Here is a 13,938-nt window from a genome sequence, read left to right as displayed (position 1 = left end):
GGCTCCGGATCGCGTCGAAACGTTTCGAAAATGTCTCCGAAACTTCTACCGCTCGTTCACAACGTAGAGCCGGATGTCGAAGCACGTCAAGGGAGCAGGCCCACCGAGATTCCCCGGCTCCAGCCGTGTCTTCGCCGGTCAGAGCCCTTCCTGCGGCGACCGAACCCATGCGGAGAGTTTCGACGAATCGGCCGGATCTGCGACACTGCATCGACGACTCACCCGTACCCATCGACACCATCGGGAAAGCGAGGCTGGCCGTGAACATCGCGGTGACAGGGGCGAACGGCAAGGCCGGGCGCGCCGTGGTCCAGGATCTGCTGGCGCACGGGCACGACGTCCGTGCCGTGGACGTGACCGGCGCGCCCGGCGACCGCGGCCCCTTCTTCGAAGAGCTGGGCACCCCGCTGATGCGGGCCGACCTGACCGACTACGGCGACACCGTCGACGCGCTGACCGGCATGGACGCCGTCGTCCACCTCGCCGCCATCCCCGCGCCCGGCTTCGCCCCCGAGGCCCGCACGTTCACCGACAACACGGCCATGAACAGCAACGTCTTCCTGGCCGCGGCCAAGCTCGGCCTGCGCAGGGTCGTGTGGACGTCGAGCGAGACCACGCTCGGGTTCCCGTTCGGGCCGCAGGCGCCGCCGCGCTACCTGCCCGTGGACGAGGAGCACTACCCGCACCCGCACTCGGCGTACGCGCTGTCGAAGGTCATCGGTGAGACGCTGGCCGAGCACGTCTCGGCCTGGTCCGGCATCCCGATCGTCGGCCTGCGGCTGTCCAACGTGCACGACGCCGCCGACTACCGCAAGCTCCCGTCCTGCTGGGACGATCCGCTGGCGCGGGCGTTCAACCTGTGGAGCTACGTGGACGTCCGCGACGCCGCCCTGGCCTGCCGGCTGGCGCTGTCCGCCGAGGTCACGGGCGCTCCCGCGTACGTCATCGCCGCGCGTGACACGCTCATGGACCGGCCCTCGGCCGAGCTGGTGGAGTCGATGTTCCCCGGCGTGCCGGCCCGTCGCCCGCTGGAGGGGTACGAGAGCCTGCTGAGCAGCGCGAAGGCCCGCGAAGAGCTGGGCTACGAACCACGCCACACCTGGCGCGAGGCCCTCGGCGTCCCCCAGCCCTGACCGCGCAGCCTGATCCCGCAACCCTGACCCGCCGGCCCTGACCTGCCGTCAAAGCCTTCACCTGCGTCGGCGGGCGGCCCGCGCCGGCGGTCGCCACGGCGCGGTGCTCTCCCGCACCACCAGCCGGGTGGACAGCTCAAGGCGCGGCGGCGGCTCGCCCGGCGCGTGCCCGCCCTCCAGCACGCTGCGCACCGCGAGCACGGCCATCTCGGCGAGCGGCTGCCTCACCGTGGTCAGCCGCGGCGTCACCCACTCGCACATGTCGACGTCGTCGAACCCGACCACGCTGAGGTCGGCGGGAATGCGCAGGCCCCTGGCCCTGGCCTCGTCGTACACGCCCATCGCCTGCTGGTCGGACCCGGCGAAGACGGCGGTGGGCGGGTCGGGCAGGTCGAGCAGCTCGGCCGCGCCGCGGCGCCCGCCCCTGGTGTAGAAGTCGCCCCGCCGCACCAGCTCCTCCTCGGGCGACAGCCCGGCCCGGCCGAGCGCGGCGCGGTAGCCGTCGAGCCGTTCAAGGCCGCACGGCACGTCGTCGGGGCCGGTGATCATGCCGATGCGGCGGTGCCCGAGCCCGGTCAGGTGCTCGGTGGCCGCGAAGCCGCCCGCCCAGTTGGCGGCCCCGATCGCGGGAACGTCCTGGTCGTAGCCGCCCATCTGGTCGATCACGACCACCGGCGCGTCGATCGAGCGCAGCCGCTCGGCGGCGATCAGGCGGGTACGGCTGGACAGCACGAGGACGACGCCGTCGGTGCGCCGGGAGGCGAGGCTCCTGAACCACTCGCGCGGATGGGCCTGACGGTCGTGGGTGACGGTCAGCACCAGGCGGGCACCCAGCCGGTACGCCTCCTGCTCGGCGCCCCGCAGCAGCTCACAGGCCCACGCGGTGTCCAGCTCGGTGATCACGAAGTCCACCAGGCCGGCCCGGCCGGGCTCGGACCTGCCGCGGCGGCGGTAGCCGGTCGCGGCCAGGGCGTCCTCGACCCGGCGGCGGGTCCGCGGGCCGACCGCGTCATGCCCGTTGAGCACCTTGCTCACGGTCGGCACGGACACGCCCGCCGCGCGGGCGACCTCCGCGATCGTGACGCGGTCGCCGCCCCGGCGCCGCGCCACGTGCCGCACCTGCTTCCGCGCGCCGGTCTCCTCCTGCTCGGTCGCCACGACACCTCTCATCATTCTCAGGCTGGAAGGTTCGGAAACTTTCTTTCACCGTAGCACCGCCGCCGGCCGAGTCACCGGCTCCGTCCGCGAGCATATAAGGCCAGGTGAAGCGGGATATTCACCGAAGCGCCCGGCGGTGACGCCATCTCGTGCGCCCGTCCCGACCCCGTCGGAACGAGGGCATTTGACCGTGCGTTCTTCGAAACTTCTCGGAAACGAATTCGAGTGAGGTTCTTGACACTGTACGTCGTCCGGTGTTTCGCTGCTCACGAGCACAGACCCTTTTCGAAACTTTCTGATACCGCAGAGCCGCCCGGCCTCGTTCGTCCGGCCGTTCTGTCTCCACGAGCCCGAGCCCGACCCGCGTCGTTTCCCCGGCGGGTGGCCCGGCGTCGAAACGACCCGTACGTGCCATCACGTGCAAGGAGAGATCACATGCTGGGATCCCCTCGACCCAGGAATCGCCGCCTCCGCAGGACCGCCGCCCTGTTCGTGGCCACCGGGCTGGCGCTCGCCGGGTGTGCGGGCGGAGTTTCGACCGAGACCGCGGACAAGGGCGCGGCCGACTCGGGCGAGATCACCTGGTGGGGGTGGACGCCCGACGCCGCGCCCGCCGAAACGTACATCAAGGCGTTCAACAAGGCGTATCCGAAGATCAAGGTCACCTTCAAGAAGCTGACCATCGACGGCTATGACGCCGCCATCCGGCCGGCGCTGGCCTCGACGGTCGGCCCGGACGTCTTCGCCGTCGCGCCCGGCGCGGCCAACGGCTCGGTCGGCATCTACGGGGTCAACGCCGTCGACCTCACGCCCGCCGTGGAGAAGGCCCTCGGATCGGACTGGAAGTCCAAGCTGGCCCCGATCGGGGTGTCGAGCCTGACCACGGACGGCAAGCTCGCCGGCCTGTCGGTCGGCTCGGTCTTCGCCGGCACGGTCTGGATCAACAAGGACCTGTTCGACAAGTACCAGCTCACCCCGCCGAAGACGTACGACGAGTGGAAGAAGGTCTGCGCGACCTTCAAGTCCCACGACGTCGGCTGCTTCGTGCAGGGCGCCGGCCAGCCCGCGTTCAACGAGGACACGCTGCAGGCGATCACCGACAACGTCAAGCCGGGCGTGTGGGAGAAGGCGCTCAAGGGCGAGGCCTCCTGGACCGACCCGGCCATCGTCGAGGCGCTGACCATCTGGAAGAAGCTGTTCGACGACGGGATCATGCAGGAGGGCGCGCTCGGGGTGCAGCAGTACCCGGACGCCAACAACGGCTTCATGTCCGGCAAGTACGCCATGGTGATGATGGGCACCTGGTACATGCAGTACTCCACGGTCGAAGGCAGCACGAACGCCATCTCCGGCGCCGGGGTGGCGAACCCGAAGCCGTTCACCCAGCTCCCGATCCCGTTCCCCGACGTGGCGGGCACCGGCAACGTCGGCGCACTCTACGGTGACGCGGACTTCGGGCTGGCCGTCAACAAGAGATCCAAGTCCATTGCCGCCGCCACCACCTTCGTCACCTGGCTCGGCACCTCGAAGGAGGGCCAGCAGGCCGTGGCCGACATTCTCAACGACATCCCCGCGCTGACCACCGCCCAGCCGAACTGGGACGCGGTCAAGCTGGTCAACCCCGAGGTGCAGCGGCCGGCGCTGGAGAAGCTGATCACGGACGCGGGCAAGTCGAGCGAGCCGCGGCTGGCGACCGTGAGCGCCGACCTGCAGACCGCGATCGGCGTCGCGTCCACCACCGTGGCCGCCGGGCAGGCCACGCCGGAAGAGGCGGCGAAGACTCTGCAGAGCACCGCCGAGAAGATCAAGTAGCCGCGCGGGAAGCTCATGACCTCCATCACCAAGACCCGTCGCCCTCCGTCCGCCACACCTCCCACGGCCCGCCGGAACAGGAAGAACCTGCGTCCTTCCGGCCTGCCGTGGATCTCCCCGGCCTTCGTGCTCGTCGTCGGCCTCATCTACTACTGCATCATCGAGACCGGTTACCTCTCGACGCTCGACTGGGACGGCACGAGCCCGACCCCGACGCCGGTGGGCGCGCGCAACTACGCCGAGATCCTGGCCGATCCGGTGTTCTGGCTCGCGCTCTGGCACACGGTGCTGTTCTTCGTGGTGACGTTCGCCGTGCAGACCCTCATCGGGTTCGTCTTCGCGGCGGTGCTGCACTCGAAGATCAGGCTCACCGCCGTCTACAAGGTGCTCGTGTTCACCCCGGTCGTCATCGCGCCGGCCACGATGGCGCCGGTGTTCCGGCAGATGTTCGCCGCCGACGGCCAGCTCAACTGGACCCTGGAGCACCTCGGGCTGGGCTTCCTGGCCCAGCCGTGGCTGGCCCAGTCGAGCACGGCGATGCCGGTCATCATGTTCATCACCGTCTGGGAGTTCACCGGCCTGACCTTCGTCCTCTACTACGCGGCCATGGGGCAGATCGACCCGGAGACCCTGGAGGCGGCCCGCACCGACGGCGCGGGCAACCTGCGGATCCTGGTCAGCATCGTCTGGCCCGGCGTCAGGGGGACGACGGTGGCCCTCGCCATGCTCGGCGTGATCGGGGCGCTGAAGACGTTCGACGTGCCGTACCTGGTGACCATCGGCGGGCCCAACTACGCCACCGAGTTCCTCGGCACCTACATCTACCGGGTCAGCATCCCGCAGGCGCACGTCGGTTACGGGGCGGCGCTGTCGGTGATGCTGCTCGTCCTGGCGCTGCTCGGCGCGATCGCCGTCGCCGCCCGTGCCAACAGGAAGGACCGTGAGCCCGGTGTTTGAGGCCCGTCGCCGCTCGACGCGGCTGCTCCTCCAGCTCTTCGCGACCCTGCTGATCATCCCGTACGTGTTCCCCCTGGTCGCCATGGTCCAGGGCTCGCTGGCGGGCGAGGGGCTGGGCAACTACCAGGCGGTGTTCGCGGTCGGCGCGGTCGGGACGTTCTTCAGGAACAGCGCGATCATCGCCGTCTCGACCATCGTGATCGTGTACGTGCTGACCATGCTGGCCGCGTTCGGCTTCTCCAAGCTGCGCATCCGCGGCAAGGAGGTCTACTTCTGGCTGATCCTGGCCGCGCTCACGCTGCCCGAGGTCGTCCTGCTCACCCCGCTGTTCGCGACCACGCTGGCCCTCGGCGTGTACGACACGTACTGGGCGGTCGTGCTGCCGCTGGCGGCGCTGCAGATCCCCTTCGCCGTGCTGCTCACTCGCAAGTTCATCGACGGGGTGCCCGACTCGCTGTTCGACGCCGCGCGGGTGGACGGCGCCGGCGTTTTTACCGCCTTCCGCTACATCGTCCTGCCCATGACGCGGCCCATCGGCGCGGCGATCATCGTGCTGACGCTGATCGGCGCGTGGAACTCGTACCTGCTGCCGCTGGTCCTCATCCAGGACCCGGCCAAGCAGACGATCACGCTGCTGCCGCAGTTCTTCGTCAGCCAGTTCAGCAACGACCAGACCAAGGTCCTGGCCAGCGCGGTGATCACTGCGATCCCCGAGATCGCGGCCTATCTCTGCCTGCAAGGACTGTTCGAGCGCGGCCTGGCGGCCGGCGCCCTGAAGTAGGAGAGGGCATGACGTTTCTTCGCACCGAGGGCCGCCGGTTCGTCGACGAGAGCGGCGCCACCGTACGGCTGCGCGGCGTCGCCGTGGGCGGCTGGCTCAACATGGAGAACTTCATCACCGGCTACTCCGGCAACGAGTCGCTGATGCGCGCCACCGTCCGGGCCGTGCTCGGCGACGAGCGTTACGAGCTCTTCTTCGACCGGCTGCTGACCGCGTTCTTCGCCGACGCCGACGCGGAACTGCTGGCCGGCGCCGGACTGAACTGCGTCAGGATCCCGGTCAACTACCACCACTTCGAGGACGACAGTGCGCCGTTCGTGTTCAAGGAGGACGGGTTCCGGCACCTCGACCGGGCCGTCGAGGCGTGCGCGCGGCACGGCGTCTACTCGGTCATCGACCTGCACGCGCTGCCGGGCGGGCAGAACCACCACTGGCACTCCGACAACCCCACGCACCGGGCCGCGTTCTGGGAGCATCCGCACTTCCAGGACCGCGTGGTGGCGATGTGGGAGCGCATCGCCGACCACTACAAGGACAACCCGTGGGTGGCCGGGTACAACCCGATCAACGAGCCGGCGGACGAGTCGCGAGCCGTGGTCGGGCCCTTCTACCGGCGTCTGGTCGAGGCCATCAGGAAGATCGACGAGCGGCACATCCTGTTCCTCGACGGCAACACGTACTCGACCGAGTTCGACGTCTTCGCCGAGCCCTGGGAGAACACCGTCTACGCCTGCCACGACTACGCCGCCCCCGGCCTGGGGCGCGGCGGTGACTACCCGGGGCTCACCGACGGCAGGCACTACGACAAGGCGGCGCTGGCGGCCAAGTACGCCGAACGCACCGCGTACTGCCGCCGGACCGGGACGCCGGTCTGGGTGGGGGAGTTCGGCCCCATCTACACCGGTGACGAGCGGATCGACGCCATGCGCCGGCGACTCCTCGACGACCAGCTCGACATCTACCGCCAGGACGGGGCAGGGTGGTCGATCTGGATGTACAAGGACCTCGGCCGGCAGGGCGTGGTCATGGTCCGGCCGGACTCCGCGTACCTGACCCGGTTCGGGGACTTCGTGGCGAAGAAGAACCGCCTGGGCGCCGACCAGTGGGGCAGCGACGGCCGGGGCGTCGCGGAGGTGACCGAGCCGTTCCAGGAGTTGATCGCGCGCGAGGTCCCCGGCTTCGACCCCTATCCGTGGGGCCGCTTCGACTGGGTCAGGACGCTCATCCTCAACATCGCGGTCGCGCAACCGCTGGCGTACGAGTACGCCGAGCTGTTCCGGGGGCTCGGCGACGACGACCTGATCGCGCTCGCCGACTCGTTCGCACTCGCCAACTGCGACATCCGCACCCCGCTCCTCGACCAGCTCAGGACGGGCTGACCAGGCCCGCGGGCACCGGGCGGGCGACCGCCGTCAGGCGGGCCGCCACGCCGGCCAGGTCGAGCTTGTTGGCCTGCTCGACCCGGGCGACGGATTCGGTGGGCAGGGCGGCGACGCCGTTGAGCGCGCCGGCGACGGCCGCCGCCATGCAGCCCACCGTGTCGGAGTCGCCGCCGGCGGTGGCCGCCGCGACCGCCGTCTGGAACGGGTCGCCGCCGGCCGCCACGAGCAGGCCGATGGCGGCCGGGCACGCCTCGGCCGCGGGCAACCCGGTGCCGATCACGGCCGCGATCCGTTCGATGGCGTCGTCCAGGTCGCGCGACTGCACGGCGAGCGTGACCGCGAGGTCGATCCGCTCGGCCACCGACGGCCCCGGGACGTGCCGGCCCTGCTCGGAGCCCAGCCGCTCGCCGAGCTCCGCGCCGTGCCGCGCGGCCCGGACGACCTGGAACAGGTCGGCGCCGTCCACGCACGCCGCGGCGGTGGCGGCGGCGATGGCCGCGGCCCCGGCGACGCCGATGTTCGTGTGGTGGCTGGGCACGCACGTCAGGTGCGCGGCACGCACGGCGCCCTCGATGTCACCGGGGTGCACCAGACCGGCGGGGGCGACCCGCATGGCCCCGCCGTTGCTGGCGCCCTCGCTCATGATGCGGCCCGACCGGCCGACCTCCCAGGGGTCCTCGCCGGCCTTGAGCCGCTCGATCGCCCGGCGCGTGGTGGGTCCGGCGAAGTGGGGGAAATAGTCGGGGTTGCCGGACCAGCCGATGAGCAGGTCCGCCATGACCTCGGGGGTGACCTCCCCGTCGTGCGCGATGAACGCCTCGGCCAGCAGCAGCATCTGGCTGGAGTCGTCGGTGATCTGGGCCGGCCCGCGCCCGACCGCGTACGGCGCGTCGGGCAGCGGCGCGTGGAAGCTCTCCACCCGCCGGCCGAACAGCCGCCTGATCTCCGGGATGGAGCGTTCCTCGGTGGGGGCACCGAGGGCGTCGGCGATGCAGGCGGCGGCCAGGCTGCCGTGGATGCGGTCCAGAAGAGTGATCATCAGAATCCTTGCAGGGGAGGAGCGGCGTCGAGGGTGACGTTCCGCATGAGGGAGTCGATGCCGGTTCCGGCATCGAGATAGGCGCGTGAGCCGAGATGGCCGACGCAGAGCGAGGCCGCGGCGACCCCGGCGCGCAGGCTGTCGGCGAGGGAGCGCCCGCGGATCCAGGACCCGGTGAACGCCCCGGCCAGCGTGTCGCCCGCGCCGGTGGTGTCCACGACCTCGACCCGCGGCCCGCGCGCCGACCAGCTCTGCCCGGGGGCGAAGCAGAGGGCGCCGTCACGCCCCCTGGTCACCACGACGGCGCCGGCGCCGGCCGCGAGCAGCAGCGCGGCGCAGCGCTCGGGGTCGCCGCCGGCCAGCACGTCGGCGGCGCGCTGGTTGCAGAAGACGAGGTCGCTGAGCCGGGCCAGCTCCCGCACCTGATCGAGCCGGCCGGCGACCGCGTCGGGCTCCAGGTCCACGGCCACCTTCGCGCCGCCCGCCCTGGCCCGCCCGGCCAGGCCGATGGCCCAGTCGAGGTCGTCGGCCAGCGGCGCGACCAGCCGCGCCGTGCGGAGCAGCTCGTCGGAGATCTGGCCGACCTCCGGGATCTTCACCTCGGTCACCGCGCCGACGAGGGACTTCTCGCCGCTGGGGTCGAGCTGGATCACGCAGAACCAGGTGTGCCCGCCGGGTACGCGGACGCTGGGGGAGACGTCCACGCCCTGGGCCGCGAGGCGGTCGAGGGCCTGGCGGCCGAGGTCGTCCGCGCCCACCGCCGTGGCCAGCGCCGCGCGGGCCCCGGCGAAGCTCGCGGCGGCGGCCAGGTTGGCGCTCATGCCGCCGCCGTGCACGCCGGCCAGCCGGCCGATCGCCTTGTCGTCGGCCACCGCGATGTGCGGCACGTGTACGAAGTAGTCGACACTGGCGTCACCGACGGCCAGCACATCCACGGGCCGGTCATCCACGGGCCGGTCATCCACGGGCCGGTCATCCACGGGCCGGTCGTCCGAGGCTCGGTCGCCCGATCGCCGGGCGTCCGGGAGCCGGTCGTTCACGGGCTGGTCGTCCGAGGCCCGGTCGTCCGAGGGCTGGTCGTTCTGGGGTGTCATCCGGCGGCCTTCCTGCCGATCAGGTTGTTCAGCAGGGCCGCGCCGACGAGCACCAGGCCGAGGATGCCGGTCTGCACCGAGTTGCCGACCTGCGCCAGCTGCAGCCCCCACGACAGGACGACCACGACGGCGAGCGCCAGCAGGACCCCGCTGAGATGCCCCCGGCCGCCGAAGATGTCGATGCCGCCGAGCACCGCGATGGTGATCGCCTGCAGCTCCATCCCGGTGCCCGCGCTGGGCCTGGCGGTGAGCAGCCACGCGTTGGTCACCACGGCGCCGAGCGCGGCCAGCGCGCCCGACAGCACGTAGAGCCGGAACCGCAGCCGCTGCACGTCGATCCCGGCCAGGCCCGCGGCCCGGTCGCTGGTGCCGGCCTGGTGCAGGCGGCGGCCGAACGCTGTGCGGTTCTGCGCCCAGATGGCCACGGCGTACATCGGCGCCAGGACCAGGAGCACCTGGGTGGGGACGCCGAGGATCGCGCTCTGCCCGAGCGCGGGGAAGCCGCCCCCGTCGAACCCGCCGAGCTGGCCGCCGCCGGTCAGCACCTGCGCGAGGGCCCCGTACAGGAAGAGCGTGCTCAGCGTGACGATGAGCGGCGGCAGGCCGAGCCGGGCGATCATGAAGCCGTTCACCGAGCCGAGCAGGCCGCCGCCGGCGACGGTGACCAGCGCGGCCAGCCACGGGCTGAGACCGAGGTCCTGCGCGAGCAGCCCCATGACGATGCCCGACAGGCTCAGCACCGACCCCACGGACAGGTCGATGCCGCCCCTGCCGCCCAGGATGACGAACGCCTGGCCGAGGGCCAGCAGGCCGATGACCGCGCCGTACTGCGTCATCGCCAGGAGGTTGCTCACCTGGAGGAAGTACGGCGACAGCACGCTCATCAGGGCGCCGAGCGCGACGACGAGCACCGCGAGGAACGTCCGGCGGTCGCTCAGCCGGTCGCGCAGCGAGCGCCTGGCCACGGCTGTCGTTGTCATTTACGCGCTCCGATCCGCTTGTCGAGGGTGCGTCTGGTCAGGACGTCGAAGGCCACCGCGAGGGCGACGGCCAGGCCGACCAGCACCCCGTTCCACAGCGGGGGCACGCCCATGAGGACGACCCCGTTCTGTAGCAAGGCGATGAAGACCAGGCCGCCGAGGGTGCGCAGCACGCCGCCCTCGCCGCCCAGGATGCTGGTGCCGCCGACGACCACGGCGGCGATGGCGGGCAGGGTCAGCTCCTGCCCGGCGGTGGCCTGCACCACGCCGACCCGGCCCACGTAGATCAGGGCCGCGATGCCGACGAGGGCTCCCACCAGCACGTACGCAGCGAACGAGGTACGGCCGACGGGCACGCCCAGCAGCCGCGCGCCCTCGGCGTCGTTGCCGATGGCGAACAGCCGCCGGCCGAACACGCGATGACGCAGGACGTACGCGAAGATCCCGAACACCACCAGGACGACCACGCCCACCAGGGGCACGCCGCCCGCCCGCGCGGGCCCGAGCACCGGCACGACGGGCCCGGCGAACACGTCGGTGCTGTTCCACAGGACGAACAGCACGGTCTTGAAGATGGCGGCGGTGCCCAGCGTGGCGATGATGGGGGAGATCCGCCCGCCGACGATCAGCCCGGCGTTGACCGCGCCGAGCAGCCCGCCGAGCAGCACCGAGGCGAGCACCACGAGCAGCGGTGGCAGGCCGGCCACGAACAGCGAGGCGCCGACCCAGGCGACCACGCCCAGCATCGGGCCGACCGACACGTCGATCCCGGCCAGCAGCACGACCAGCGTCATCCCGGCCGCGAGCAGAGCCAGGTCGGCCGAGTTGATCACCACGTTGGCGAGGTTGGAGGCGGACAGGAAGTCGGGGGCGGCCAGACCGAAGAAGATCACCTCGGCCACGAGGAGGATCGGCAGCAGGGCGTCGCGCAGCAGGGTCAGCCCGCGCGCCGACGGCGCCGTCACGGGGGACAGGGCGGTGGTGCTCACCGGCTCACCCCCATCGTGGCACGCAGCACGGCGTCCTCGGTCAGGTCGTCGCCGTGCAGCTCGGCGGCCATCCGGCCCTCGCGCATGACGTAGACGCGGTCGGACACGGCCAGCAGCTCCGGCAGGTCGCTGGAGATGACCAGCACCGCCGTGCCCTCGCGGGCGACCTCCACCAGCCGCTGCTGGATGTCGGTCTTGGTGGCCACGTCGATGCCGCGGGTCGGCTCGTCCAGGATGAGGATCTCCGGGCCGGTGACGAGCTGCCGGGCGAAGAGCACCTTCTGCTGGTGCCCGCCGGACAGGCCGGTGACGGGGAAGTCGAGCGTCGGGGCCTTGATCCGCAGCGAGCGCACCCACGTGGAGGCGAGCTCGCGTTCCTTGGCCCGCCGGATGACGCCGAAGCGCCCCAGCAGGGCGGGCAGCAGCACGGCCGTCAGGTTGCTCATCGTGTCCATTCCGGGGAAGAGCCCCAGCGTCTTCCTGTCCTCGGGCAGGTAGGCGATCCCGCGCGCCATGGCGTCGCGCGGGCTCTTCGGCGCGTACGGCTCGCCCCGCACCCGCATCGACCCGGCCGTGGGGTGCAGCATGCCGAAGACGGTCAGGGCCAGCTCCGTACGCCCGGCGCCGACCAGGCCGTACAGGCCGACGACCTCGCTCTCGCGCACGGTTAGCCCGACGCCGGACAGCGAGCCCGGCACCGTGATCCCGTCGGCCTCCAGCACCACGGGGCCCGGGTCGGCGACCGTCCGGCTGATCGTGGCGTTGACCGGACGGCCGGACATCATCTCCAGGATCCGGTCGTGGTCGGCCGCCGCCGCGGGCAGGTCGCCGGCCAGGTGCCCGTCCTTCAGCACGAGGAACCGGTCCGCGACGTGTTCCAGCTCCTCGAAGCGGTGGGTGATGTAGAGGATGGCCACGCCCGCCTCCGACAGGCGCTGGACCACACGGAAGAGCCGGCGGGCCTCGGCGTCGGTCAGGATCGAGGTGGGCTCGTCCAGGATCAGCACCTTGGCGTCCACGTCCACGGCCCTGGTGATCAGGGCGAGCTGCTGCTCGGCCAGGCTGAGCGAGTCCATCCGCCGGTTCAGCAGCTCCACGGGCAGGCCGAGCCGCCCGAAGAGCTCCACGCCGCGCCTGCGCATCTCGCCCCAGTCGACCTGGGTCAGGCGGTCGCGCGGCTCCCGGCCGACGAAGAGGTTCTCCAGCACCGACAGGCGCGGGAAGAACGACGGCTCCTGGTAGACGACGCTGACGCCGGCGGCCAGCGCGTCGCCGGGCGAGGCGGGCCGGTGCGGTTCGCCGTCGAGCGTCATCTCGCCGGCGTCCGGCCGGTGCACGCCGGCGATCAGCTTGATCAGGGTGGACTTGCCGGCGCCGTTCTCGCCGAGCAGGGCCAGCCGCTCACCGGCCGCCAGCGTGAAGCCGACATCGGTGAGCGCGGCGGTGGCTCCGAAGCTCTTGGAGAGCCCGGTCACCGAGAGGATCGTGCGCACGTCGCTCCTAGTAGTCGAACTGCGCGATGTTCGACTTGGTGAAGACCATGGGCGGGCCCAGCACCAGGGTCTTGTGGCCGGCGTCGTACTTCACCGGCTGCTTGAGCCCCGGCACGGTGTTGTCCGCGGTGAACTCCTTGCCGTCCAGGAGCTGCTTCATCGCCCAGACGGTCAGGATGCCGAGCTGCGGCACGTCCCACAGCACCGTGGAGGTCATCGCGCCCGAGTCGACGTACGTGCGCGCGGTCTTCGGCGAACCGAAACCGGAGACGGCGATCTGCCCGGCCTTGCCGGCGTTCTGGACGGCCTGCGCCACGCCGGGCACGGCCGTCGAGGGCACCGCGATGAGCCCCTTGAGGTCGGGGTTGGCGGTCATGAGGTCTTGTGCCTCCTTGAGCGCCTGCGCGGTGTCGGTGGTGTAGCGCACTCCGCCCACGAGCTGCATCTTCGGGTACGCCGCCTCCTGCCGCTTGCGCGCCTCGGCCACCCAGCTGTTGAACGTCTGCGTGTCGGCCGCGCCGGAGACGATGCCGTACTTGCCCTGGCCGCCCACCTTCTCGGCGATCTGGTCCATGACGGTCGCGCCGAGAGCGGCGTCGGTGGCCTGCTGCACGAAGACCTGGCGTTCGCTGTCGGGCGCGTCGGCGTCGGAGGTGATGACCACGATGCCCTTCTTGCGCGCCGCCGCGATGGCGGGGTTCATGGAGCGCGGGTCGAGCGGGGAGACCGCGATGGCGGCGTAGCCCTGCTGGACCAGGCTGTTGAAGATGCGGACCTGCTCGGTCGCGTCCGCCGTGGCCGGGCCGGCCTGGGTGTACGACATGCCGAGCGAGCTCGCCGTCTCCGTGGCGCCCTGCTTGAAGGCGGAGAAGTAGGGGACTCCCTCCACCTGGGAGACGAAGGCGACCTTCTTGCCCCCTTCGCCACCACCGCCGCCGTCCGGCGCGGCGCTCGGGCTGGCCGAACCGCCCACCGTCGAGCAGGCCGCCAGCGCGAACGCCGACAGGGTGGCCACGATCCCGGCTCTGATCTTTCGCATATCGCATCCTCACGAGACGACTGACTGGTCACGAAGGCGCGCCCCGTGCCGCCTGTGGGCCCCAGGCTAGAAATCAGTACC

At 71.4% G+C, this 13,938-nt stretch carries 12 protein-coding genes; 5 read left to right on the top strand and 7 right to left on the bottom strand.

The window, feature by feature from the left end:
• Positions 1-260 precede the first annotated feature (260 nt).
• Positions 261-1,133 carry an NAD(P)-dependent oxidoreductase gene (locus tag AB0C27_RS00370; protein ID WP_357835459.1) on the top strand — a complete coding sequence of 291 codons (873 nt, stop codon included), beginning with the start codon at positions 261-263 and terminating at the stop codon, positions 1,131-1,133.
• 57 nt (positions 1,134-1,190) lie between these two features.
• Here the strand turns inward: AB0C27_RS00370 and AB0C27_RS00365 are convergent, their stop codons facing one another.
• Positions 1,191-2,303, bottom strand: coding sequence for a LacI family DNA-binding transcriptional regulator (locus AB0C27_RS00365; RefSeq protein ID WP_357835456.1), 1,113 nt, complete (start codon positions 2,301-2,303; stop codon positions 1,191-1,193).
• 423 nt (positions 2,304-2,726) lie between these two features.
• Between AB0C27_RS00365 and AB0C27_RS00360 the strand changes: the two genes are divergently transcribed.
• From AB0C27_RS00360 to AB0C27_RS00345, 4 genes are read left to right on the top strand one after another with little or no spacing between them, the layout of a single operon-like run.
• Entirely contained in the window at positions 2,727-4,103 is a 1,377-nt protein-coding gene (locus AB0C27_RS00360; protein ID WP_357835453.1) for an ABC transporter substrate-binding protein, read from the top strand.
• A gap of 15 nt (positions 4,104-4,118) precedes the next feature.
• A complete protein-coding gene (locus AB0C27_RS00355) occupies positions 4,119-5,060 on the top strand; it encodes a sugar ABC transporter permease (protein WP_357835449.1) in 942 nt (313 codons plus the stop codon).
• A complete protein-coding gene (locus AB0C27_RS00350; RefSeq protein WP_357835446.1) occupies positions 5,044-5,841 on the top strand; it encodes a carbohydrate ABC transporter permease in 798 nt (265 codons plus the stop codon). The genes AB0C27_RS00355 and AB0C27_RS00350 overlap by 17 nt, the downstream gene beginning before the upstream one ends.
• 8 nt (positions 5,842-5,849) lie before the next feature.
• The gene (locus AB0C27_RS00345; protein ID WP_357835443.1) at positions 5,850-7,220 is read left to right on the top strand and encodes a cellulase family glycosylhydrolase; all 1,371 of its coding nucleotides are present in this window, start codon (positions 5,850-5,852) and stop codon (positions 7,218-7,220) included.
• On the opposite strand, the gene AB0C27_RS00340 is transcribed toward AB0C27_RS00345, so the two are convergent.
• The 6 genes from AB0C27_RS00340 to AB0C27_RS00315 are packed head-to-tail and all read right to left on the bottom strand — an operon-like array spanning position 7,207 to position 13,857.
• The gene (locus AB0C27_RS00340) at positions 7,207-8,262 is read right to left on the bottom strand and encodes an ADP-ribosylglycohydrolase family protein (RefSeq protein ID WP_357835440.1); all 1,056 of its coding nucleotides are present in this window, start codon (positions 8,260-8,262) and stop codon (positions 7,207-7,209) included. The genes AB0C27_RS00345 and AB0C27_RS00340 overlap by 14 nt on opposite strands.
• Positions 8,262-9,356, bottom strand: a complete 1,095-nt coding sequence (locus AB0C27_RS00335; protein WP_357835437.1) for a carbohydrate kinase family protein — start codon at positions 9,354-9,356, stop codon at positions 8,262-8,264. The genes AB0C27_RS00340 and AB0C27_RS00335 overlap by 1 nt, the downstream gene beginning before the upstream one ends.
• A complete protein-coding gene (locus AB0C27_RS00330; protein WP_346106659.1) occupies positions 9,353-10,336 on the bottom strand; it encodes an ABC transporter permease in 984 nt (327 codons plus the stop codon). The genes AB0C27_RS00335 and AB0C27_RS00330 overlap by 4 nt, the downstream gene beginning before the upstream one ends.
• A complete protein-coding gene (locus tag AB0C27_RS00325) occupies positions 10,333-11,325 on the bottom strand; it encodes an ABC transporter permease (protein ID WP_357835433.1) in 993 nt (330 codons plus the stop codon). The genes AB0C27_RS00330 and AB0C27_RS00325 overlap by 4 nt, the downstream gene beginning before the upstream one ends.
• Entirely contained in the window at positions 11,322-12,818 is a 1,497-nt protein-coding gene (locus AB0C27_RS00320; RefSeq protein WP_357835430.1) for a sugar ABC transporter ATP-binding protein, read from the bottom strand. The genes AB0C27_RS00325 and AB0C27_RS00320 overlap by 4 nt, the downstream gene beginning before the upstream one ends.
• 7 nt (positions 12,819-12,825) lie before the next feature.
• Positions 12,826-13,857 carry an autoinducer 2 ABC transporter substrate-binding protein gene (locus tag AB0C27_RS00315; protein ID WP_357835427.1) on the bottom strand — a complete coding sequence of 344 codons (1,032 nt, stop codon included), beginning with the start codon at positions 13,855-13,857 and terminating at the stop codon, positions 12,826-12,828.
• Positions 13,858-13,938 lie beyond the last annotated feature (81 nt).

Source organism: Nonomuraea sp. NPDC048882 (assembly GCF_040649755.1).
GTDB lineage: Bacteria > Actinomycetota > Actinomycetes > Streptosporangiales > Streptosporangiaceae > Nonomuraea > Nonomuraea maheshkhaliensis.
Note: the sequence above shows the minus strand (reverse complement) of the source record. Positions and strands in the feature narration are given on the sequence as shown.